This window comes from Erysipelothrix larvae (genome assembly GCF_001545095.1).
Taxonomy (GTDB): Bacteria; Bacillota_I; Bacilli_A; order Erysipelotrichales; family Erysipelotrichaceae; genus Erysipelothrix; species Erysipelothrix larvae.
Genome location: NZ_CP013213.1, coordinates 992,367 through 1,015,656, shown reverse-complemented (window position 1 = coordinate 1,015,656; position 23,290 = coordinate 992,367). Strand labels below are relative to the sequence as shown.

Here is a 23,290-nt window from a genome sequence, read left to right as displayed (position 1 = left end):
TTTATTTTCATGCAAAAAAGTATGATTTGATCCATTCAATGCTTTTTGCTAGGTTTATTATATCAAATTACAGGTCTAATTTTAAAGGTTCATCCACATGTCTTGCGTGTGTTGTATGATGTTCAACCAGTGGAACATCAATACATTTACGCACTATCTCAAGGTTTTCAAGCTTTGTGACTTGTGAATAAGATGCATCAAAGTCCATAATTGGAACAGACTTGATTTCAATAAAATCAACCTTTTCATGATAAATTGTGATTGTATCATAAATGTTACCTACCACAATATCGGTAACATAATGTGGGTTTGTTTTCACTTTACGTGCGACCAAGACGCCCAATGTTGCACGATTCATGACAGGGATATCGGCTGCTTTGATTCGTTTGAAATAACAACGATGGGTTCTTACCACTGCTTCAGATTCATCATGTAAGATGGCTGCACTTTTCACAGCATCTCCCTTACGTAATTTCATCCCAATAACCCCTTTTCCTTTGAGTCCAATTGGATTGATTTCAGTGAGATCTAAACGCATAATTTGGCCATCATTTGAAACCATCAAAAGATGATCATCTTCATTACTAATGTATGCCCCAACTAAATCTGCGCCTTTATCAAGTTTCATGATGTCATACAGTTTACCAGAACGCTTCACTTCAAGATCAGGTACACCACTCTTTTTAATCATTCCATTTGAACTTACCGTCACAACAAACATGTTGGTGTTAAAGTCTTTAACGGTAAAGGCACTGACAATTCTTTCGTCTGAATCCATTCGCATGTATTTGTTCATGTGCGGACCAATATCACGCCATTTTGATTCTTCAAGTTCGTGAACTAATATGTACCCATAACGACCTTTACTTGTGATAAATACCAGTTGATCGAGTGTTTGTACTTGAGCACTCACAATTGGATAATCACTATCACTTAAACTAATCACATCGGTTTGACTTGAATTGTAAGAGCGCATGCTGACTTTTTTAATATAACCTAAGTGTGACACTGTAATCATAACATCTTCATTTGAAATTAAGCTCATATGGTCAATTTCAAGTTCACTCACCTTCGCTTCAATGCGTGTTTTTCGTTCAATTGAGAATTCATCTTTAATTTCAAGAAGTTCTCTTCGTACTAAAAGACTGAGCATTGAATCATTGTTGATGATAAGGTTCAGTTCTTCCAGTTCGTTGGCCAGTTTTGCAAACTCATCACGAAGGGCCACAACATCTGTTGAAGACAATCGATAGAGTTGCAAGTCAACAATTGCACTTGCTTGAGCGTGTGAGAATCCAAATTCATTCATGATGTTATCGCGTGAATCTGCCCGATTCTTTGAAGCACGAATGATGCGAATGATTTCATCAAGGATTGATGTTGCTTTAATTAACCCTTCAATAATATGAAGGCGTTTTTCTTTTTGCTCATACCGATAACGGGAACGATTTAATACAACTTCTTTTCTAAATTCAATATAAGCCTTCAACATCGGAATCACACCGGTGAGTTGCGGGCGTTTGTTAATGATTGAAACCATATTTGCATTGTAATAGACTTGAAGCTCAGTATGTTTGAAGAAAAGATTGAGAATGCTTTCAACATCACTGTCTGGGCGACAATCAATCACAATTCTAAGTCCATTACGATCGGACTCATCGCGAACATCCATCACATCCCCTAATCCTTCGGATGCTTTGGCATATCTTAATTCATCAATCTTACGAACTACATTTGACTTAATCACTTCATATGGAAGCTCTGTAACAACAATTTGAGCCAATGTTTTTTTGCGAATAATTTCTGTTTTGGCACGAACAACTACACGACCACGTCCTGTATTTAGAATATCCTTAATGCCTTGTTCCCCTTGAACAATTCCACCGGTTGGAAAATCAGGACCTTTAATAAATGTCATGAGTTCTTCGATGGACGCTTCGTCATTTTGAAGAAGATACGTGGTTGCATCCAGGATTTCTCCTAAATTAAACGGTGGAATATTGGTTGCATATCCTGCTGCAATTCCTGTCGCTCCATTAACCAATAAATTTGGATAGCGCGCAGGTAAAACAACGGGTTCTTGAGTTGTATCATCAAAGTTAAGAACAAATGGCACTACCTCTTCGCCAATGTTCTCCAAGAGTTTTGAGGAGAGCTTTGAAAGACGTGCCTCTGTATATCGCATCGCAGCAGCAGGGTCATCATCAATCGACCCGTTATTACCTTGCATGTCAACTAAAGGCATGTTCATTTTCCAAGGTTGTGACAAACGAACCATTGCATCATAAACCGAACTATCACCGTGTGGGTGGTAGTTACCAATAACAAGTCCGACTGTTTTCGCAGACTTACGATACCCTTTATCATGGGTGTTCTTTTCAGTATGCATGGCATATAAAATCCGGCGTTGAACGGGTTTTAACCCATCTCTCACATCGGGTAATGCACGCTCTTGAATAATATATTTCGAATAGCGACCAAACCGATCACCAACTACATCTTCAAGAGGCATTTTCAAAATATCATGACTCATGAATTGCCTCCTCTAATGTAAATGCAACATTTTCTTCAATCCACTCCCGGCGAACATCTACCTTATCTCCCATAAGAACATTCACGCGGCGATCTGCTTTAAATGCGTCTTCAACTTGAATTTGAATCAATTGACGTGTTTCTGGATTCATTGTGGTGTCCCACAATTGATCTGCATTCATTTCACCAAGCCCTTTATAGCGTTGGATATCAATTGAACCATATTTTTCTCTAAATGCATCCAGTTCATCATCAGAATAGCAATATTGAACGTTTTTCCCCGATTTTGCAAGATACAATGGAGGTTGGGCAATGTATACATACCCTTGTTCAATCAGTGGACGCATATGTCTGAAGAAGAAAGTTAGAAGTAGTACTTGAATATGGGCACCATCAGTATCCGCATCGGTCATAATAATCACTTTATTATAGTTTGAATCGTCGGCATCAAAATCCGAACCAAAACCCGCACCAATACAATGAATAATTGTATTGAGTTCTTCATTCTTCACAATGTCTTCAAGTTTGGCCTTTTGGGTATTTAATACCTTACCACGCAGTGGTAAAATGGCTTGAAACTTAGAATCTCTCCCTTGTTTCGCACTTCCACCCGCAGAATCCCCTTCGACTAAAAACAACTCGTTTTTTGCTTTATTTTTGGTCTGAGCATTCGCAAGTTTCCCAGACAAGAGTTTTTCAATCTTATTACTCTTCCCTTTGCGGGCATTGTCACGCGCTTTACGTGCTGCTTGGCGTGCTTGGGTTGCTTTTTGAATTTTCCCTAAAATAACCATCGCTTCATCATGATGAAGGTCTAAGTAACTTGGAAGCTGATCCAAAATAATTCCTTCAACGACATTTTTCGCGATTGGCGTTCCTAGTTTTCCTTTTGTTTGTCCTTCAAATTGAAGCAAGTTTTCAGGAATTGAAACGGACACGATTGCAGATAATCCTTCACGTACATCGGCACCTTCAAAGTTTTTATCTTTTTCTTTAAGCACATTTAACTTACGCGCATATTCATTAATTACTTTCGTAAGCCCTGAACGGTATCCAATAACATGGCTTCCCCCATCCGTTGTGCGAACTAAGTTAACATAAGAATAGACATCTTCACTGTAACCTTCATTGTATTGAAGTGCAATTTTCACTTCGATGTCTTGATCCATTCCAGAAATCATGATTGGATTTCCAATGGTCTCTGATTCTTCATGAATATAGTTCATAAACGACTTTAATCCGTCTTGGTATTGATAGGTTACCACTTCATTGATACGTTTGTCTTCAATGATGAATTCAATATTTTCTAAAAGAAATGCAGATTCTTGAATACGTTCTTTGATGGTATCAAAGCTAAATCGTGCATTCTTAAAAATCGTGTCATCTGCTCTAAAACGAACTAACGACCCGCGTTTTTGTTTTCCTTCTAATTTTTTGAGTTTGCTGATGTCTTTACCGCCATTTTCAAAACGCATCGTATAGGTTGCGTCATTGTACACGGTCACTTCAAGCCATTTGCTTAAAGCATTTACAACAGAAGCACCAACACCGTGTAGACCACCACTGGTCTTATATCCGCCTGCTTCTGAAAACTTGCCCCCAGCATGCAAGACCGTAAAAATAACCTGTAAAGCTGAAATACCACTTTGGTGTTTCCCTACAGGCATTCCCCGTCCTTCATCTCTAACTGATAATGTTAAATCATCTTCAATGACAATTCGAATTGATTTCCCATAACCGTTCAACGCTTCATCGATTGCATTATCTACAATTTCCCAAACCAAGTGATGTAATCCGCGTTGATCTGTTGACCCGATATACATACCTGGGCGTTTTCGAACTGCCTCTAATCCTTCCAAAATTTCAATACTGGAAGCAGAGTATGTCTGTTCATTCAAAATAAACAACTCCCTTCATCTAAGGTATTATACCATTTTAAACGATTTTAGAAGAAGAATAAATCAATAATTTCAACATTTATGGTAAAATAACAACGTACTTATAGTTGAGGTGGTTAAATGAACATTGTATTAGCAAGCATTTTGGGGTATTTATTTGGTTCAATTCCATTTGCGTTAGTCATTGGTAAAGTGTTTTATAAGACGGATATTCGTCAACATGGTTCTGGTAACTTAGGTGGAACCAATGCTGGGCGTACGTTAGGCGCAAAGGCTGGAGTATCTGTTATTTTATTTGATGTATTGAAGGGTGTTATTGCCATGCTGATTGTTTCTTTTTTCTCAAAAGAAGCCATCATCTACGCAGGCTTTTTTACAACATTGGGACATTGTTTCCCTGTATTTGCGAATTTCAAGGGTGGTAAAGCAGTTTCGACAGCGTTTGGTTTTCTAATTGGGATCTCTATTTTTCTAACACAAAATTATGTGTTTGACTTTATAATCCCTCTTGGCATCTTCTTCGTATTACTCTTTCTTTCAAAAATGGTTTCGTTTTCTTCTATGATTGCATTGGCTTGTGCGACAGTCCTATTATATGTGACCCAGTCAAACATTCAAGTTTCAATTGCATTCACAATCATCACATTGATTGTGATTTATAGGCACAAAGAAAATATTAGCCGTATCCTTAATAAGACCGAGCGAAAAATAACATGGATGTAATTCATGTTTTTTTATGCATTCATTTATCATCAATTAATATTGCATGGTAGTGATAATTATGGTATTGTACTAATGTAGTAATACAATAAGGGAGAATGAATATGATTAACTTGAATAATGTGTCAAAGGCTTTTTCTGGTTTTCAAGCTGTAGACTCAATTAATATGAATATTGAAAAGAATTCCATTGTTGGTTTTATTGGACCCAATGGTGCAGGAAAAACAACAACACTGAAGATGATTACAGGTCAATTAAAACCGGATGCTGGGTCGATTTTGGTGAATGGTTATGACATCGTAAACGATGCGATTAATGCAAAAAAACAATTTGGTTTTGTATCAGATGATCCAAACACCTTTTTAAAGCTTAAAGGGATTGAATACCTAAACTTTATTGGGGATATTTATGAAGTGGATACAACCCTTCGTCAAGAACGTATTGAACGATACTCATCGATGTTCAAACTTGAACAGTCTTTGAATGATAAAATTCAATCTTATTCACACGGTATGCGTCAAAAAATTAAGATTATTGGCGTATTGCTTCATAATCCAGATATCTTTATTCTCGATGAACCATTGACTGGACTTGATCCACAAGCAGCGTTTGATTTGAAAAAGATTATGAAAGAACATGCTTCACAAGATAAGTGCGTGTTATTTTCTACCCACGTTTTGGAAGTTGCCGAGAAGTTATGTGATGCCATCATCATTATCAATCATGGACACATTTTATACACTGGAACCTTAGATGCACTCAAAGCACAGTATGAAGGCTTGAGTTTAGAAGAAATCTTCTTAGAGGTAACACGATAATGCAAAGGATTTGGGCACTTTCTAAGGTAATGTTGAAGTCTTCTTTAGACGAACAGTTCAACGCTTTTAAAGGAAAGAAAAATTCAGGAATCAAGTCAATTTTATTGTTTGGATTCTTAGGAATTTATATTGGCGGTGTCATTTTGTTTTTGGGAACCCTATTTCTATCTTCACTTATTTCAGTGGGACAGCCCTCACTATTTATCTTCTTATTGAATCTCTTCATGCCAATGGTGATTCTGTTTTTTACGATTTTCTCTGTTCCAATTATTCTGTATTATTCCTCTGATAACGCATCATACTTTGTACTTCCTTTAAAGCCATCCGAGATTATTGCAGGTAAATCAATCGCAATTTATGTACAGACATTTATCACAGTTTTAGCGGTGCTACTCCCCTTATACATCCTCTACTTCATAAAGGTCGATGTATCGTTTCTGTCCATGGTCCTCGCGTTATTGAGTATTTTCATTGTTCCAATATTACCCATCTTGGTTTCAGTCATCTTAATTGTATTGATTTTTACGTTTACTCCATTTTTTAGAAACAAAGAGACCTTCACCTATGTTTCGCAAATTATTGCAGTGGTCTTATCATTGGGTTTATCGCAAATTTCAGTGTTTATGGATGCTAATTCACTCTCTATTGAGTCAATTATTGATGCGATACAAAATCAAAATGATACGATATTTACAATGTTGTCCTCAGCATTTCCAACCACTCGATTTATTTCAGATGCTATTGTGAATCAATCCATGAGTTCATTTGTTCTTGCACTACTGATTTCTGTCATTGCAGCTTTTGTAGTGTTTAAGATCACAGAGCCGTTATATTTCAAAACAGTATTGCTCTTTACAGAATCAAAACGATCAAATCGTCGCATTTCACTCAATCAACTTACAAAAGAAAGCAATCAAAAAAACATCATTGTATCTTTCATGCAATACGACTTCAGAAACATTCTGAGAACCCCTGCTTTTGTCAGCAACTATTATATTCCGTATTTGTTGATTCCTGTCATGATGGGGTTTGGAGCTTATTCTGCAATCAGAGAACTGGGATCACTTCCAATTAATGAGATTCAAACAGTAGTCCAGCCAATTATATCCAATTTCTCTTCACTTGAACTCATAGTATTTATGTATATGTTAAGTTTAATTGTTGGTTTATTCTTTGTTAATCTTGGAAATCCAACATCAACCCTTATCTCTCGTGAAGGGATTAATGTCACTGAGTTTTTAACATTTCCAATACAATTATCAAGCATCATCAAAGCTAAAATACTCAATGGGTTAGTTCCTGCGATACCACTGCCAATCATTATTTTGTGCCTTGCAGTCATAATTCTTGGACTACCGCTCTATTTAATTCCATTTATTTTCCTTGGTGTCATTGTTGGCGGGGCATATGTTACCAGTATTGGTTCTTGGGTTGATATGGCAAGCCCTCGTCTAAAATGGGTCAATGAACATGATGCTGTCAAAGGAAACCTTCGCCAAGTATTTGTTATTCTTCCCTTTATGTTTATCCCTTTTGTGATTGGTATCATTCTAGTCAACACCCAATCACTCATTATTTGGGGTCTCATTTCCATATTCACGCTACTTGGCATTGTTGTGTTAATCAAGCACGTCTTAACATTTGCAGATAACCGCCTTGCTTCAATCTTACAAAACAAATAACAAAAAAACTAATGGCCTTATTTTGGTTCATTAGTTTTTTCTATAGTATCCCTCTTGATGAACTCCGCACTACAATGTCTTGGGATAGTTCGACGATTTTATCAATGTTATCACCATCAAAATGATTCATCAAAAGTTCTACTGCTTTTCGTCCCATTTCATAAGTCGGTTGATTGATTGTTGTCAGTGAAGGACTAATTGATTTCGCAAAATCAATGTTATCAAATCCAGTAACACTCACAGTACCTGGAACGTGAATATGTCGTTCTTTGAGTGCATTCACAACACCTAGCGCAATTAAGTCATTGCCACATACTATGGCAGAGACATATTGCGCTTTATCATATTCTAAGAGTAAATCATATCCAGATTCCACTGAATACTCACCAAACAATGCATCATAGTGATCGATGTTGAAGTCATTTAATGCAGCGCAGAAGCCATGATATCGATCTTGTGTCACATCGGACTCTTCAGGACCTCCAACATAAAGAAAATTCTTATGTCCCATTTGAATCATCATTTCTGTAATTGAATAAGAAGACTTAAAGTTATCTGTTGTGATAAACGAGATAATATTTGGATAATTTACAACTCGATCAATTGCGACCATTGGCGCACTCACTTGAAATGTTGACTCGACCTCTTTTCGTCTTCTATAAGAACCCGCAATAATAAACCCATCGATTTGTCTGCTGCTTAATTCTGACAAATATACAATTTCTTTATTAAAATTATCGTCTGTATTGCAGAAGAACACGGTATACCCATTATCGCTTGCAGCATCTTCAGCACCACGTGCTATCTCAGTGAAAAAAGGATTTCGAATGTCAGGTATCAGTAATCCTAATGTTTTTGATTTATTTGTTTTTAAATTTCGTGCTATTTGATTTGGTGTATATCCTTCGCGATCTAAAATTTCCTGAACCCTTTGAACTGTTTTTTCACCAATGTCTAATGTTTTTCCGTTAACAACTTTGGATACAGTAGCAATTGAAGTCCCCGCGATTTGTGCAATTTCTTTTAACGTTTTGCTCATTTTATACACCTTCCTAAAAGTCTATATTACACCATTTGCTTCAAATATGGAATTGATTCTTGTGCACCTTTCGTTGAAACAGTGAGTGATGAGGCTTTAGTTGCGAATTTCATTGCATCCAATACCGTATCACCGCAATCAATCCTTGATACAAAAGCTCCAATATATGTATCTCCTGCTGCTGTGGTGTCAATCGCATTCACTTTGTAGGAAGCCACAAAATGATCCGTTTCTTGATCAATATAAACTGAGCCGATTGAACCTAAAGTAACAATAATTTTTAGATCATATTGTTTACAAAGCTTTCGCGCTCTTTCTTTAATGTCATCAAGATTTAATGCATCCTGTTTATCGTCAAACAGACTACAAAACTCATTTTCATTTGGAATAAAGTATTCAACATTTTTTAACCATTCTAAATCAAAATCTGGATGATAAGGAGCGGGATTAAGGACAACTGGGATATTCATAGATTTACAGCATTCTAAAACTGTTTCAATAACAGGAAGTTGCAGTTCAAATTGGAGCACACAGTATGATGCGTCTTGTAATTCTTCTTTAAGACTCATGATGTCTTCAGAATTCAGTGCATAGTTAGCACCAGGGTATACAATGATGTTGTTTTTCCCAGAGCTATCAACTGCAATAATCGCAAATCCTGTAGACTCATCTTCCTTAGCAATTGGGATTACATGTATGCCATCTTTTACCAAGTTATCAACTAATTGTGTGCCATTTTCATCATTGCCTACGGCACAGATAAAGGTCGTGTTTGATCCCATTCGATTCAGTGAAACCGCTTGGTTTGCTCCTTTCCCTCCGCCATTATACTTAATAGATTGAGCAATCACGGTATCTCCTTCTGAAGGTAAATTGCGCATGGTTAAACTAATATCTTGATTTACACTTCCAATAACTACGATTTTTTTCATAATTCACCTCTTATCTATCATTATAAGTATTAATTATATCAAAAACACGTTTTACGACGTTTTCTCTTGATTTCACATCTACAAAATAGACATTCCCATTATTTTTAAGCTCACTTTCATAGACCATGCCATTTGCACTATCTGCAGACGTAAGCACATTTAGGTTCATCTTTTTGAACTCAAAAAGATGAGGATCTGACAGGGATAATACTGCCAAAACATCATGAAGATATGGATCAAGGTTAATATAATATTCCAAAGTCTTTTTAATGAACTCCGATTTGTTATTTTTCACCTCATATGCATCAAATTCTTCATAAGTAAAGTAGACTTGTGTCGTCGCATCAAGGGCTGACAAATATATATCAATACCGCTTAACAATACTTTTTGAGCAGCATATGCATCGCAGTAAAAGTTAAATTCAGCAAGATCGGTCACATTCCCTTTTTTAAGTCCACCTCCCATAATATAAATGGCTTCAATCTTTTCGTTTAGGTGTGGATCGATCATTAATAGTTTCGCAATGTTTGTTAAGGGACCAATCGCTATGATTGTGATCTTGTCTTCACTTTGACTTATATACTCTGCAAGGTCATATAACCCCCCTGTTTTCCGGTCTAAAGGGGGGGTAGCTTCTCTATAAGAATCATAAAGATTACCAAGTCCATCACTACCATGAACATTGCTATTTCGAACTGGAGAATTAACGAGAGGTTCTTTACTACCTTTATAGACCGGGGTATTTTGTTTTAAAATATCGAGTGTTAAGATTGCATTACGTGTAGTATATTCCAACGATACATTTCCCTTAACACTGCTTAAAGCGACGATATCAAGAGAATCAATACAATATGCTGTTGCGATTGCAAGCACATCATCGATTCCTGGGTCGGTATCTATTAAAATCTTTCTTTTTGTCATTGATACACCTGTAATCCTTTCTTAAGTTCATTTTGAAATGCTTCAAGATTTACATCGCGTAGTACATAAACATTTTCTTGGGTGCTTCTACCAACATAACGGTCATCAGCCAGTGTGAGCCCACGCGAATAGACGCCTCCTGTTTCTACAACAACGCGGTGGTTTGTTCCTGAGAATATATCAGGATGTACAAGTGTCATAACCGCAACAACATCGTGTAGATTACAACGTGTGGTATCACCAAGCATCTCTTTGAGCATTGCTCCAACTGTGCCAAAGGTTCCAATTTCATGGATGTGTTTTGTTAAGATGTATGATTGTTCTGTAACATCTAGCCCAGCCATTGTCATCAAAATCCCTGAATCAAAAACAATGCTTGCTGCTTCTGGATCTACAAAGATGTTAAACTCTGCAGCAATATTTGCATTCCCACCTTTTAATCCGCCACCCATAATCGAAATCCGTTCAATTTTCTCTTTTGCTTTTGGATAACGAATTAAGAGTGTTGCGATATTCGTCAGTGGCCCCAGTGCAACGATCGTTATTTTGTCTGAAGTTGTCTCAAGCACATCAATCATCGCGTCAACTGCATCTTTTTCTATAAATGATGGTGAGGCACACGGTTTGTATGCATAATCCCCTAAACCCGATACTCCATGAACCGCTTCAGCGTATAAAGGTTTTGAGAACAACGGGCGGTTTGCGCCTTTTGCGACATCAATACTTTCATCTGCAAGCCTCAAGATTTCTAGTGCATTTGCAGTTGTTTTTTCTACGCTCACATTTCCAGAAACCGTAGTAATCAATTTAATATCAAATTGTGAACATCCTATTGCATAGAAGAGTGCAAACGCATCATCTATCCCAGGATCACAATCAATAATGAGTGGAATTTTATTCATAAGTCTCCTTTTATCATTTTCAAATATAACGTTCTAAACCACGTTGCTAAACAAATCGCAAGGCTCAAAAGGATGAGCACAAACGTAAATAGATGTTGAAACCCTGTATATGGGTATAATTTACCGGTAAGAAAAACAGTTGTCATCCCTGCTGACATACTTGCAGACCCGATAAACCCAGTTGCCTTCCCAGAGGATTGCGGGAACATTTCTCCAGCAATATTAAGTGCTAATGAGAATAACACGCCCATGACCATTCCAACAACAAAGACACTGAGAGCAGAGATGTTTGGCATAAACACAATCGTCATCATCCCAATAAGTGCAATCAATGGATTAATGATTAAGAGTACAGTAGCATGCACTTTCGTTAAGATATAAGCAAAAAGAAGTGCCCCTACAATATTTCCAAATTGAAGTTTGGCTAATAGCTCAACACTACTTATCAATGTCATGTTTTTTTCTTGGTTTGCAAAGGTGGGTAACCACGTATTAATAACTGCGCTTGAAGATGAAAGCAAAAATGTTGTACATGCTAATAGGAGTCCCTCTCTCATAAAGGATGGCTCTCTTTTTGCAGATTCATTTGCATCAATGGGTTCGCCTTTGTATCGTTTCGGATAGCGTGCAGTGAGAACAATTGCAATCACAACAATTCCAACGATGGCATATAAGGCGTAAATGAGTTTCCAATTCATGTTCTTTTTAATGATAAGACTTGTAAGTGTGGAAGTGATGGCACTTCCTGAAGCAAAAAACACTTGAACAAAACTCATTGCTGGCCCACTGTCTCTCCCAAAGATATCAATCAACATCGAGATTGCAGGTGAATCCATCAGTCCATGTGCAATGCCTCCGATGAGCGCAAAGAACATGGCCATATAGAAGTTTTGGGTCGATATTAATCCAATAAGAAACACCATGAAGAATACGGAACCTAAGCATATGATGTTTTTTCTACCAATGAGATCTGAGAGTGACCCACTGAAGTAGATGGTTGCAACGGTTCCAATGCTTTTTATAGTGATCAGAGTGCTGATTGAAGCAGCACTCATTTCAAAATGATCTTGTAGCATTGACATTGTTGCAACCATAAGTACATTAATCGCGCCTTCAAACAGCATGCACCCATAGGTTACCATAAGTGCACTTTTGTTTTTTAGGATTAATTGTTTCATGTATTGGTCGAACCCTCATCAAGTTTGAGAAGTTTTTTCGCAATACGTTCTTTTTCTGTCTTCACACGATAGGATGCGATTGAATAGGCGACGATGGTTGCTACATAAGGAATCATGTAGATGAATTCAACGGGAATTTTAAGCGTCTGCATATTATTACCCAGTGCATCAAAGATACCAAATAACAACGAAGCAAGAAGCGCTCCGACCGGTGATTGGTTCCCAATGTTTGCAGCAGCAAGTCCGATATAACCACGACCTGCTGTCATATTTCGTGTAAATACGGTCATATATCCCATGGACATAAATGCTCCGCCAAGACCTGAGAAGAGACCACTAATAATTAAAGCAATGTATTGTGTTTTAACTACAGATACCCCTACAGATACCGCTGCATCAGGATTCCCTCCAACAGCACGGATTCTAAGTCCTAATGGTGTTTTAAAGAGAATGTAATTGACAACCGCAACCGATAACAATGCCACATAAACAAGAATATTGTGTCCAAGGATCATATTCCCAAGGATTGGAATCTCCATAAGACCTGGAATAATGAGTCGTGGTACAACCAAACTATCCAGTGCAGCTGAAGTTCCGCGTTCGCCTGAGACAAGATATAGTACAAAGATTGTTGCCCCTGTTGCGAGCAAATTAAGTGCAATGGCGACGAGTAGTTCATCTGTTTTCATATTGATTTTAAAATATGCAAGTGTCATCGAAATGACCACTGCAACTGCGATTGCGCTGAGCACACCGACGATAACACTTTGGGTTAATGCCGATCCAATAACAGCAAAGAGTGCTGCAAAGAGCATTGTTCCTTCAATTGCCATATTTGTGATTCCCGCACGTTTTGACATCAATGCAGCGAGTGAAGCAAATATAATTGGAGTCATTAAACGTAAAACCCCTGAGAAGAATTGTTCTGTAAAAATAATGTCGATTAACATTTTCATATTAGTGTTGACCTCCTTCTTGAGTTTCAAGTGCACCGGTACGTTTAACAATTAAGCGGTGTTTGAATTTAGCAAGGAATGCTTGCGCTGCAATCAATAGAATAATTGAAGCTTGTACTACGGAAATAATTTCTGCTGGTAAATCCGAAGAACGATTCAAGATATCCGCACCAACACGTACGTATGCTAAGAAGAATGCTGCTAATGGAACGTTGTATGGATTGCCGCGCGCTAAGGTAGAAATAATAACGCCATCAAACCCATATCCTGGTGACTCAAGCCACTTGAATGTCTTGTGAATACCAATTAACTCAACAGCACCACCTAATCCAGCAATCCCTGTTCCGACTACTTGAGCTAATACTACGATTGAACCAATCTTCATACCGCTATAACGTGCAAAGTTTTCATTGGAACCTGTCGCTCTTAGTGCATAACCCCACCGTGTTCGATAAATTACAAACCCTGAAATAAGCACTAATGCAATGAGTATAATAATCCCCACGTGAATCCGTGTTCCTGGAATGATGATGGGTAAGTCTACACCTGGTTTCAGCGGTAAGGATTGCATCGCTTGTTTACTGGTATCTCGTACTTTATAGTTAAATAAATACTTAACAAAAAATGAGACAACGTAATTTAGCATTAACGATGTTACAAGTTCGTTTGAACCAAATTTACTATTTAAGAGTGCAGGTACACTTCCCACTAATCCTCCTGCAAGAAACGCAGCAATGAGTGCTAAAATGAGGGTTGGAATTGCTGGAAGCGGACTGAATATACCAATAATAGTCGCTACCATCCCTCCTAAAAAGAAGGCACTGTCTGATACTAAATTAAAGCGTTTTGACTTTAATACGATGGATATTGCCAACCCTGTGAAGGTTAATGGAATCATTAACTCAACAACATTTCCAAATCTTCTAAATGAAGATAATGGTCCAAGCAATAGGTTTTTGATTGCTTCTAATGGATTGTCACTTACAATCGCAACAATGATAATGATTAGGAGCATGGATAATCCAATTGCTACTAATGTTCGAAGAACTTCAAAGAGTGCTTCAAGTTTTAACACTTTTGATTTGTTTGTCTTCTCTTTAGCCATACATTTCCCCCTCGATTTCTTCTTTCTTCATAACCTTAAGTCCTAACATATATAATCCCAACTCTTCTTCTGAGACATTTTGGGCATTTTTAAAGTACCCTGTGATTTCCCCGTTATACATGACGATGAGTGAGTCTGAGAGCTCTAGCACTTCATTAATGTCTGCAGAAGACAGTAACACAGCTACGCCTGAATCACGAAGTTTCACGATACTGTTATGGATAAAGGATGCAGTTCCTACATCAATACCACGCGTTGGCTGGTCTGCAACAAGAATTGACATGTCAACACTCATTTCACGCGCAGCAACAACTTTTTGAATGTTCCCCCCCGACAACATCCGTACTGGTGATAGAGGACTGTCTGTTTTTATTTCAAATTCCTTGATTAAATCACTGGTTAAAGCATTTATCTTTTTCATATTCAAAGATAAGCCACTGTTGTATTCTTTTAAGTTATATCGATTTGAAATAAGGTTGTCTCGAATGCTTTCATCTGCCATAACGCCAAATGTAAAGCGATCTTCTGGAATGTGTACAAGGCCCCGTTTACGACGATCTAATGTGGGATTATTATTTGCACATTCTTTATTTTCAATATAAATATCACCTGAATCATAACCACCCAGTCCTGTGATTGCATCAATCAATTCGCGTTGTCCATTCCCTTCAATCGCAGCAATTCCCAAGATTTCACCTTTTTTTACGCAAAAGGATACATCATTCACAACAATTTTTTGATCGATACTCACTACCTTTAGGTTCTTAACATCTAATGTCGTATACCCACGTTTTGCCTCAGGCTTGTTTATGGCGTTGATGACATCGCGTCCAATCATTAATCGAGAGATGTCTGAGGTCGTAACATCCTTAACATGATAGACACCAACTTCTTTTCCAGATCTCATAATAGTAATTCGATCACAAATTTCTTTAATCTCTTTGAGCTTATGAGAGATGAATAAAATTGTATGACCTGATTTTTTAAGTTCAATCAATTGTGCAAACAGTTCTTCAGTTTCTTGAGGTGTTAATACCGCAGTAGGCTCATCCATGATTAGAACATTTGCGCCTCTAATTAAGACTTTTAGGATTTCAACTTTTTGTTTTTGACTTACATTTAAATCAACAATAAGTTGGTCTGGTTTAATGTTAAAGTTATATTTTTTTGATGCTTCTTCAACGATTGAACGCGCTTTATCCCAATCAATTCGGATTCCCTTCCTTGGTTCCATACCGAGCACGATATTTTCAAGCACACTTAAATGATCAACAAGCATAAAGTGTTGATGAACCATCCCAATTCCTAGTTCAATTGCTTTTAGCGGTGAATCAATGTTAACAGGTTGATTGTTTAAATAAATTTGTCCAGCTTCATGAGATTCCATGCCAAACAAGATTTTCATCAGTGTTGATTTACCTGCACCATTTTCACCCATCAATGCATGAATTTCACCGCGATGGGCTGAGAAATTAACGTCTTGATTTGCAACAACGCCATTGGGATATACTTTTGTTATACCTTCCATTTTTAGAATTTCATCACTCATAATTACCCTCCAATTTAAAGTAAAGCGCAGCTCTTTTTTAAACTGCGCTTGATCTTGATTACGGTCTTACGGAATCTCGAATCGTTGTGATTTCATCGGTAGTCTTTCCGTATGCAGTGTCTACTTTAATTTCCCCACTTGTAATTCTACCAAGTAGTGCTTTTACTTCATCTCTTAACTCTTGTGATACCATTTCTTCATAGTATTTGTTTTCGGCAATTCCAACACCATTTTCTTTAAGTCCTAATGTGTCTTTTCCACCAATGTTAAGTTCTTTCTTCAAATATAGATCAATCGCGCGATACAGTGATTCATCCACATTTTTCATAACAGAAGTTGGAATAACTTTCGCAAAGTTAAGCTTACCCGATGCATCATAGATCATCGCTTGATCAGAATCTACACCCAATACATAGAATTTACTTTCGTCCGCAGCTTCAATAAGTCCTACACCTGCACCACCAGCAACATTGAAGATCATGTCAGCTTTTTGATTATGCATTGCAAGTGAAAGTTCTTTTCCTTTAGAGGAGTCATTATAGTTACCTACAAAAGAAACAGCCACTTTTACATTTGGATTTGCTTCTTTAGCACCTTGTATAAAGCCTACTAAGAAGTCATTGATGATTGGTGCCTCTTGTCCACCTAAGAACCCAATAACACCAGTTTCGCTTAATTTCGCAGATAAGTACCCACCAACATAGGATGCTTCATTCGCACTATAAATAATGCTGTTAACATTCTTGTTTTTACCATTTGTATAATCAACTTCACCATCAAAAATAATGAATGTTGTATTTGGATACGTAGCTGAATGATTTTCGATATAATCTACAAAGGATGACCCTGTAATAATCACGTCATATCCAGTTTCAGCAGTATCAACAAATGTCGTTTCAAACTTATCAGTTTCATGTCCATATTCGATGACTTTAACATCAACTTCAAAATCTTTACCGGCTTTTTCAACACCACGTACAGCGCTATCGTTAAATGACATATCGCCTCTGTTTCCAATTAATAATGCAACTTTTGGTATTTCGTTATTCCCATTATCACTATTACCACACGCAGTAAAAGTAATAAGTACGAGTAATAAAACGATGAACTTACGAATATTTTTCATTTATTTCTCCTCTTGAGTTGCGACCTTTAGTGCAATCTCCATCATTTGCGTATACGATGTTTCTCGGTCTTTAGAAGATTCAGCAGAATCAGCATTATCACTAATCGTGAACAGCGCAAGTGCTTTTTTATTGAGTCTTCTTGCTGTCATATATAACCCTGCAGATTCCATTTCCCCTGCCAATGTACCGTATTGTATTAACTTATCTCTGGTTTCCTTCTTCAGTTCCCCATAAAATTCATCACCTGATAAAACAGTGCCAACATGATATGACACTCCCATATCTTTTGCAATTTCAACTGCTTTTATGAGTAATCCAAAGTCAGGTGTTGGAGCAAAATTAATTTCTTCGAATTTTCCTTTGACAATACTACTGCTCGTATTTGCCGCAGTAGCAATCACAACGTCACGAAGTCCGATATAATCTTGCATGCCTCCCGCAGTACCAATACGAATAATTGATTCAACGTCATAAAAACTGAAAAGTTCGTAATAATAAATATTTGCTGATGGAATTCCCATACCCGATCCCATAACTGAAACCCGTTTACCATTATAATAACCGGTATAGCCTAACATGCCTCTTACTTCATTAAAACAAGTAACATCAGTTAAGTAGGTTTCTGCAATATACTTTGCACGTAAAGGATCACCGGGCATGAGTACAGTTTTAGCAACTTCATCAACACTTTTTGCACCGATATGCGGTGTTGGAATTTTCATTGTTTCCTCCTCCATAAAATTACTTAAACGTTTAAGTAACGCATCAAAAAAAATAGAAATCTAATACTAAGCGCTTACATTGCTAATATAGCAAACTCTAATTAAGTTAGTCAACGTGGCATTTAATACTGTTTTTTTAAGAATCTTTAATTAAATATAGAATTTTGTTTGTGATTAAGAATGGACCTTTAAAATGTCTCTTTTCGTCACGTTCCATGCATATTTGTATTGATATTATTGATAGGATATATAAATAAAAAAGTGGTTCTTTTAAGAACCACTTTCATAGACTCAGGTAAAAATCTGTTATTTTAACCGATCTTCTACTTTATCTTTTACATCTTCTGCGAAATCTTCAGCCTTATCTTTTAGGCCTTCAGCTTTGTCTTTAAGGTCATCAACGACGTCTTCTGCTTTATCTTTTAAATCAGATGCAACATCTTTTGCTTTATCCCCTAAATCTTCAACTGTATCTTTAGCTTTGTCAAATCCGTCTTCAACCACATCTTTAGCCTTTTCACCAGAACCAAAGAGTGATTCCTTAACTTTATCAAAGATGTTCGACATAAATTTGCCTCCTTTGTGATAAGACAATTATATCAACGTATTTTATAAAAATGTAAATTATGCATCGCTAGTTTTTACATTGTGATAAACATCTTGGACATCCTCACACTCATCAAGCATATTTGTTAAGCGTTCAAAGAGCATCTTATCATCATCTGAATCTAAACTTACTTCTTCGTGTGGAAGGTACGTAATTTCCACAACTTCACATTCAATGCTTAATGCTGCTTCAAGTGCGTCTTTTGTTTTGTACAGATCAGTTGGTTCAACAATAATTGACATGCTTCCATCTTCAACTTCTAAATCTTTTAAATCAACTTCTGCTTCAAAAAGAATATCTAACACTTTTTCTTCATCTGTTTCACTAATACCAATAAGTCCAACATGATCGTATCCATGAATTACAGAACCACTCACACCCATTTTACCTTTGGATTTAGTAAATGCATTTCGCACTTCACTTACAGAACGATTATCATTGTCTGTTAAACATTCCACAATGAACGTTGACCCATTTGGACCAAATCCTTCATAACGTACTGAATGATAATCTGCCTCATCATTCCCTTTGGCTTTGTCAATCGCACGATTAATAACATCTGCGGGGACTTGTTGTTGACGTGCACGATCAATAATGCGTTTTAGGCTTAAGTTCATTTCAGGATCAGGAACACCATTTTTGGCTTCCATATATATTTCTTTACCAAATTTTGAATAAACTTTTGCTTTTGCTGCTGATGTTTTTGCCATTGAGGCTTTTCTTACTTCAAATGCTCTTCCCATGTGTTCCTCCTATCGAATGCTGACGTTATGGTTTGATACCAGTTTGTCTTGAATGTCTTTCATAACAGTTTGGATCTCTGTCTCACTTAAAGTGTGATCTGAACCGAGTACTAGCTCTATAGCTAGCGATTTCTGATCACCCAGTTTCTCTGATGTAAACAAGTCAAATACATTCACATCAAGCAAGAGTCGACGTGATGCTTTTTCAATTGTTTGAATAAGCGCTTGTGCTGTGACTTCTTTATCACATAAAAGTGCTAAGTCACGTGTAACAGTTGGATGCACGCGAACATCAGATGCTTTAATTGCTGTTTTCTTTGAAGCAAACAGTAGATCAAGATATATCTCTAATAAGGTCGTTTTTTTAATGCCCAACTCTTTTTCTTTTAATGGATGAATGGTTCCAAGAACACCAATGCGTTTACGGTCAAAATAAATTGAAGCACTTTGGTATGGATGGAACAAGGTCTCATCAAAGTCCTTTGTCTCAAAAGTAAAACGACGAGGTTGGAATCCAAGTTGTTCAACAAGTGATAAGAATAATCCCTTAAGCGCAAAGAAATCTAATGTTACTGTTTCTTTGAGCCAATTCACCTTATTCAATGTTCCTGTTCCAACGATGGCAAGTTTTTCATACGATGTACTATTTCCATATATTTTTGAGTGTTCAAAGAACAAGAGATTATCCTGGCGACGTGATACATTATAAGCAATCGTATCAAGCACTGAAGGTGCTAATTGTGTTCTTAAATGTGTGCGTTTGTCGCTGATTGGACTCATCAATGGAATTGGATTTTCAAGCGACTCGCCACCTTGAGTCCATGCTTCTTCAACCAAGGTATACGTATTGATTTGATCTGCACCAAGACCAAGTAAAATCTTCTCAATTGAGCGAATTGTTGTTTGACGTGGTGTTAAAGATCCCATTGTTAAATCAAGGAGTGGAAGTGTTTCACCAAGTACGTCATATCCGACAACACGGATGACTTCTTCAATTAAATCCACATCTGCGAATATATCTTGGCGATATGAAGGAATGGTACATGTAATTGTATCTTCGTCTACTACGGGTTCGAAATAGAGGCGTTCAAACACATTAAATACAACATCCATTGAGAGATTGGTACCTAGGTATGCATTAATCTTATTATATGAAACCGATACTTTGATTGGCGTGTACTCTGTATTACCAAATACCACTGTTTCTTCGATTAATTCAGCGTCCGCATAGTCAATGAGCAGTTGCACTGAGCGATCAACAGCTTTTTGAGCACTTAGATCATCCATCGGTTTTGAGAATCGTGATGAAGATTCTGTATTCAATGTAAAGCGATTTGCAGTTTTACGAACTTTGACACGATTAAAGCGTGCTGCTTCAATTACGATTCCTTGTGTATCATGTTGAATCATAGAATTTCCCAACCCCATGATACCTGCGATTCCAACTGGTGTCTCACCATTCATGATGACAAGGTCACCTAATTCAAGTGCATACTCTTTATCATCAAGTGCAGTGACAGTCTTACTAATTGAACTGGATACACTGAGTGATAATGGATTCAAAAATGAACGATCATAAAAGTGTAGTGGTTGTCCTGTTTCTAACATGACCAAATTTGAAATATCAACAACGTTGTTAATTGGTTTTACACCACTGCCTATTAATGCATGTTTGATCCAATCTGGTGAATCTTTGATGGTGACTTTATTAATTACTTTACCAATAAATAGATTGCAATCTGGAGTGTCTGAGTGGATTGTTAGTTCTGTTTTTGAACCCACAGAAGCTGCGTTTTCGTAGTTTGGTAAAGTAAGTTTACGATTCATAAGCGCGGATACTTCATGAGCAACTGCGAATAACGACAAGAAATCTGAGCGATTTGGTGTTTGGCTTACATCAATGATTTCATCATCTAAACCCAAAGCAACCCGTGGATCACTCCCAGGTTCACCCTTATCAAGTGCCACAATTCCATCTTTGAATCGTTCTTCAACAAATTTTTCATGAACACCCAATTCTTGAAGTGAACAAATCATTCCATTTGATTCAACACCACGAACTGATGATTTCTTGATTGTGATCCCTGGTAAAACTGCTCCTGGAAGCGCAACAATAACTGTTTGTCCTTGAGCTACATTAGGTGCTCCACAAACAATTTGAAGAACCTCCTTACCAACATTTACAGTGCATACGTGTAAATGGTCACTATCTGGATGATCTACACACGTCTCTACATACCCTACTGTGAGGTTTGTTCCTTTTACCAATTGTGAGATTCCTTCAACTTCAAGCCCTGCATTTGTTAATGCATCCGCAATTTCAAGTGTAGGAATGCCTTCTAAATCTACATAACGATCTAATAATTTTCGACTAATTAACATGGTTTCCTCCTACTCAAATCGCTTAAATTGATCAATGAATCGTTTATCATTGGTATAGAACGAACGAATATCTGTGATACCATATTTCAACATAGCTATACGTTCTACACCAATTCCAAATGCAAATCCAGAGAGTGATTCATCGTCATAACCAGCTGCTTTAAAGACTGCTGGGTGAACCATACCTGCTCCAAGTATTTCGATATATCCTGTTTGTTTACAGATTGAACACCCTTTAGAGTCGCAAAATGGACACGATACATCCACTTCGACACTTGGTTCAGTAAATTGGAAATATGATGGTCTAAACCGAATCGTACGTGTTTCTCCAAAGATTCGTTTTGCAAGTAGTGATAATGTTCCTTTTAAATCAGCAAGTGTAACACCATGCCCTACGACAAGCCCTTCACATTGAACAAATTGGTGGGAGTGTGTTGCATCATCTTCATCACGACGGTACACCTTACCTGGGCAAATTACTTTAACAGGTATATTTGGTGCATACTCTTCCAAAGCGCGTGTTTGTACTGCGGTTGTATGTGATCTTAACAACGTGTTTGGATCAATGTAAAATGTATCTTGCATTTCACGAGCTGGGTGATCTTGAGGAATGTTTGCGCGTTCAAAGTTATACAAGTCAAGTTCAACCTCATCCCCTTCAACTACTGAGTAACCCATTTCTCTAAAGATATCTTCAACTTGTCTTTGAATCCCTACAAGAGGGTTTTGATTTCCAATTGCCCAGTTATGACCTGGCATAGTAATATCTATTGATTCTGCAATCATATCTTGGTTCAATTTGATAGATTCAAGCTGAGCTTGTGTTTCACTGAGTGCATGCTCCAGTTCTTGCTTCAGTTGATTTACGAGTTGCCCAAATGCAGGTCGTTCTTCTGCTGATAAGTCTTTCATTGATTTCATTGCACTCGAAACAAGTCCTTTTTTACTAAGGAATTTGATTCTAACCTCATTTAAAGCATCAAGATCTTGAGCATTTTTTATTGCTTCAAGGCCAACACTTAAAATCTCTTTAAGTTCCATATTTCCTCCTTATGAAAATAAAAAAACCACGCAGTCCAGGAACGTCATGCGCGGTACCATCCTGATTTGTATAAACTATACACAACTTTAAACCTTTAACGCAGGTATACGGAAGGGATTAGCTTCTCTCTAAGATGAATTCATCGGACCTAGCTTACAGGGATCTCACCAAACTCCCATTCTCTTTAATAATTAGGGACCAATTACTTGTTCTTATCAACGATTTGTACGCCCCTAATTATACATAAAAGCGCGTACTTTTGCAAACATTACTCGATTTATAGTTATGCTATTACAAATATAAACCAATCGTGCTAAAGGTTTCCTTAAGACAAACAACATTTTCAAAGATGCTGTTTTTTTCCTCAATTTAAAATCAACATTCTTATGATAAATGACTTAGATTTACGAACACTTTTTTAACCTACTTTGGTA

19 protein-coding genes and 1 other annotated feature are annotated in these 23,290 nt (G+C 37.2%); of the genes, 3 read left to right on the top strand and 16 right to left on the bottom strand.

The genetic code is table 11. The annotated features are described in order from the left end of the window. Positions 1-67: 67 nt before the first annotated feature. Together parC and parE are read right to left on the bottom strand one after the other, a co-directional pair. Positions 68-2,533, bottom strand: coding sequence for a DNA topoisomerase IV subunit A (parC, locus tag AOC36_RS04670; protein WP_067631908.1), 2,466 nt, complete (start codon positions 2,531-2,533; stop codon positions 68-70). Next, entirely contained in the window at positions 2,523-4,430 is a 1,908-nt protein-coding gene (gene parE / locus AOC36_RS04665; protein ID WP_067631906.1) for a DNA topoisomerase IV subunit B, read from the bottom strand. The genes parC and parE overlap by 11 nt, the downstream gene beginning before the upstream one ends. A 120-nt stretch (positions 4,431-4,550) precedes the next feature. Between parE and plsY the strand changes: the two genes are divergently transcribed. From plsY to AOC36_RS04650, 3 genes are all read left to right on the top strand, one after another. Then, a complete protein-coding gene (gene plsY, locus AOC36_RS04660) occupies positions 4,551-5,153 on the top strand; it encodes a glycerol-3-phosphate 1-O-acyltransferase PlsY (protein ID WP_067631904.1) in 603 nt (200 codons plus the stop codon). A gap of 101 nt (positions 5,154-5,254) precedes the next feature. Then, positions 5,255-5,968, top strand: coding sequence for an ABC transporter ATP-binding protein (locus AOC36_RS04655; protein ID WP_067631901.1), 714 nt, complete (start codon positions 5,255-5,257; stop codon positions 5,966-5,968). Continuing rightward, complete coding sequence (locus AOC36_RS04650; RefSeq protein WP_067631900.1) at positions 5,968-7,650, top strand: ABC transporter permease; 1,683 nt, start codon at positions 5,968-5,970, stop codon at positions 7,648-7,650. Before AOC36_RS04655 ends, AOC36_RS04650 begins: the two co-directional genes overlap by 1 nt. Before the next feature lie 40 nt (positions 7,651-7,690). On the opposite strand, the gene AOC36_RS04645 is transcribed toward AOC36_RS04650, so the two are convergent. From AOC36_RS04645 to pheS, 14 genes are all read right to left on the bottom strand, one after another. Further along, positions 7,691-8,689 carry a LacI family DNA-binding transcriptional regulator gene (locus AOC36_RS04645; protein ID WP_067631898.1) on the bottom strand — a complete coding sequence of 333 codons (999 nt, stop codon included), beginning with the start codon at positions 8,687-8,689 and terminating at the stop codon, positions 7,691-7,693. A gap of 26 nt (positions 8,690-8,715) precedes the next feature. Beyond that, positions 8,716-9,621: a ribokinase gene (gene rbsK / locus AOC36_RS04640; protein ID WP_067631896.1), complete on the bottom strand. Its 906-nt coding sequence runs from the start codon at positions 9,619-9,621 to the stop codon at positions 8,716-8,718. A 10-nt stretch (positions 9,622-9,631) separates the two neighbouring features. After that, the gene (locus tag AOC36_RS04635) at positions 9,632-10,543 is read right to left on the bottom strand and encodes a nucleoside hydrolase (protein WP_067631894.1); all 912 of its coding nucleotides are present in this window, start codon (positions 10,541-10,543) and stop codon (positions 9,632-9,634) included. Further along, a complete protein-coding gene (locus AOC36_RS04630; RefSeq protein WP_067631892.1) occupies positions 10,540-11,445 on the bottom strand; it encodes a nucleoside hydrolase in 906 nt (301 codons plus the stop codon). The genes AOC36_RS04635 and AOC36_RS04630 overlap by 4 nt, the downstream gene beginning before the upstream one ends. After that, a complete protein-coding gene (locus AOC36_RS04625; protein WP_067631890.1) occupies positions 11,442-12,623 on the bottom strand; it encodes an MFS transporter in 1,182 nt (393 codons plus the stop codon). The genes AOC36_RS04630 and AOC36_RS04625 overlap by 4 nt, the downstream gene beginning before the upstream one ends. Further along, a complete protein-coding gene (locus tag AOC36_RS04620) occupies positions 12,620-13,579 on the bottom strand; it encodes an ABC transporter permease (protein ID WP_067631888.1) in 960 nt (319 codons plus the stop codon). The genes AOC36_RS04625 and AOC36_RS04620 overlap by 4 nt, the downstream gene beginning before the upstream one ends. 1 nt (position 13,580) lies before the next feature. Beyond that, positions 13,581-14,684: an ABC transporter permease gene (locus AOC36_RS04615; RefSeq protein ID WP_067631886.1), complete on the bottom strand. Its 1,104-nt coding sequence runs from the start codon at positions 14,682-14,684 to the stop codon at positions 13,581-13,583. Continuing rightward, on the bottom strand, positions 14,677-16,233 hold the full coding sequence (locus AOC36_RS04610; protein ID WP_067631884.1) for an ABC transporter ATP-binding protein: 1,557 nt from the start codon (positions 16,231-16,233) through the stop codon (positions 14,677-14,679). Before AOC36_RS04610 ends, AOC36_RS04615 begins: the two co-directional genes overlap by 8 nt. A gap of 58 nt (positions 16,234-16,291) precedes the next feature. After that, complete coding sequence (locus AOC36_RS04605; RefSeq protein WP_067631882.1) at positions 16,292-17,359, bottom strand: BMP family ABC transporter substrate-binding protein; 1,068 nt, start codon at positions 17,357-17,359, stop codon at positions 16,292-16,294. After that, entirely contained in the window at positions 17,360-18,082 is a 723-nt protein-coding gene (gene deoD / locus AOC36_RS04600) for a purine-nucleoside phosphorylase (protein ID WP_067631879.1), read from the bottom strand. A 306-nt stretch (positions 18,083-18,388) separates the two neighbouring features. Next, on the bottom strand, positions 18,389-18,649 hold the full coding sequence (locus AOC36_RS04595) for a YtxH domain-containing protein (protein ID WP_067631877.1): 261 nt from the start codon (positions 18,647-18,649) through the stop codon (positions 18,389-18,391). Between the two features lie 57 nt (positions 18,650-18,706). Beyond that, complete coding sequence (locus AOC36_RS04590; protein ID WP_067631875.1) at positions 18,707-19,432, bottom strand: YebC/PmpR family DNA-binding transcriptional regulator; 726 nt, start codon at positions 19,430-19,432, stop codon at positions 18,707-18,709. 9 nt (positions 19,433-19,441) lie between these two features. Then, positions 19,442-21,814 (bottom strand): phenylalanine--tRNA ligase subunit beta, encoded by a 2,373-nt coding sequence (pheT, locus tag AOC36_RS04585; RefSeq protein WP_067631873.1) that lies wholly within the window; start codon positions 21,812-21,814, stop codon positions 19,442-19,444. A gap of 9 nt (positions 21,815-21,823) precedes the next feature. Beyond that, positions 21,824-22,855: a phenylalanine--tRNA ligase subunit alpha gene (gene pheS / locus AOC36_RS04580; RefSeq protein WP_067631871.1), complete on the bottom strand. Its 1,032-nt coding sequence runs from the start codon at positions 22,853-22,855 to the stop codon at positions 21,824-21,826. Positions 22,856-22,889: 34 nt separating this feature from the next. Next, positions 22,890-23,084 (bottom strand) — a binding site (T-box leader). Positions 23,085-23,290: the final 206 nt, after the last annotated feature.

Coding starts and splice junctions, on each gene's coding strand:
- AOC36_RS04605 (WP_067631882.1), bottom strand. CDS start 17,359: ATGAAAAATATTCGTAAGTTCATCGTTTTATTACTCGTACTTATTACT.
- pheS (WP_067631871.1), bottom strand. CDS start 22,855: ATGGAACTTAAAGAGATTTTAAGTGTTGGCCTTGAAGCAATAAAAAAT.
- deoD (WP_067631879.1), bottom strand. CDS start 18,082: ATGAAAATTCCAACACCGCATATCGGTGCAAAAAGTGTTGATGAAGTT.
- AOC36_RS04645 (WP_067631898.1), bottom strand. CDS start 8,689: ATGAGCAAAACGTTAAAAGAAATTGCACAAATCGCGGGGACTTCAATT.
- AOC36_RS04595 (WP_067631877.1), bottom strand. CDS start 18,649: ATGTCGAACATCTTTGATAAAGTTAAGGAATCACTCTTTGGTTCTGGT.
- plsY (WP_067631904.1), top strand. CDS start 4,551: ATGAACATTGTATTAGCAAGCATTTTGGGGTATTTATTTGGTTCAATT.
- AOC36_RS04615 (WP_067631886.1), bottom strand. CDS start 14,684: ATGGCTAAAGAGAAGACAAACAAATCAAAAGTGTTAAAACTTGAAGCA.
- AOC36_RS04620 (WP_067631888.1), bottom strand. CDS start 13,579: ATGAAAATGTTAATCGACATTATTTTTACAGAACAATTCTTCTCAGGG.
- AOC36_RS04630 (WP_067631892.1), bottom strand. CDS start 11,445: ATGAATAAAATTCCACTCATTATTGATTGTGATCCTGGGATAGATGAT.
- rbsK (WP_067631896.1), bottom strand. CDS start 9,621: ATGAAAAAAATCGTAGTTATTGGAAGTGTAAATCAAGATATTAGTTTA.
- pheT (WP_067631873.1), bottom strand. CDS start 21,814: ATGTTAATTAGTCGAAAATTATTAGATCGTTATGTAGATTTAGAAGGC.
- parC (WP_067631908.1), bottom strand. CDS start 2,533: ATGAGTCATGATATTTTGAAAATGCCTCTTGAAGATGTAGTTGGTGAT.
- AOC36_RS04650 (WP_067631900.1), top strand. CDS start 5,968: ATGCAAAGGATTTGGGCACTTTCTAAGGTAATGTTGAAGTCTTCTTTA.
- AOC36_RS04635 (WP_067631894.1), bottom strand. CDS start 10,543: ATGACAAAAAGAAAGATTTTAATAGATACCGACCCAGGAATCGATGAT.
- AOC36_RS04610 (WP_067631884.1), bottom strand. CDS start 16,233: ATGAGTGATGAAATTCTAAAAATGGAAGGTATAACAAAAGTATATCCC.
- AOC36_RS04655 (WP_067631901.1), top strand. CDS start 5,255: ATGATTAACTTGAATAATGTGTCAAAGGCTTTTTCTGGTTTTCAAGCT.
- AOC36_RS04590 (WP_067631875.1), bottom strand. CDS start 19,432: ATGGGAAGAGCATTTGAAGTAAGAAAAGCCTCAATGGCAAAAACATCA.
- AOC36_RS04625 (WP_067631890.1), bottom strand. CDS start 12,623: ATGAAACAATTAATCCTAAAAAACAAAAGTGCACTTATGGTAACCTAT.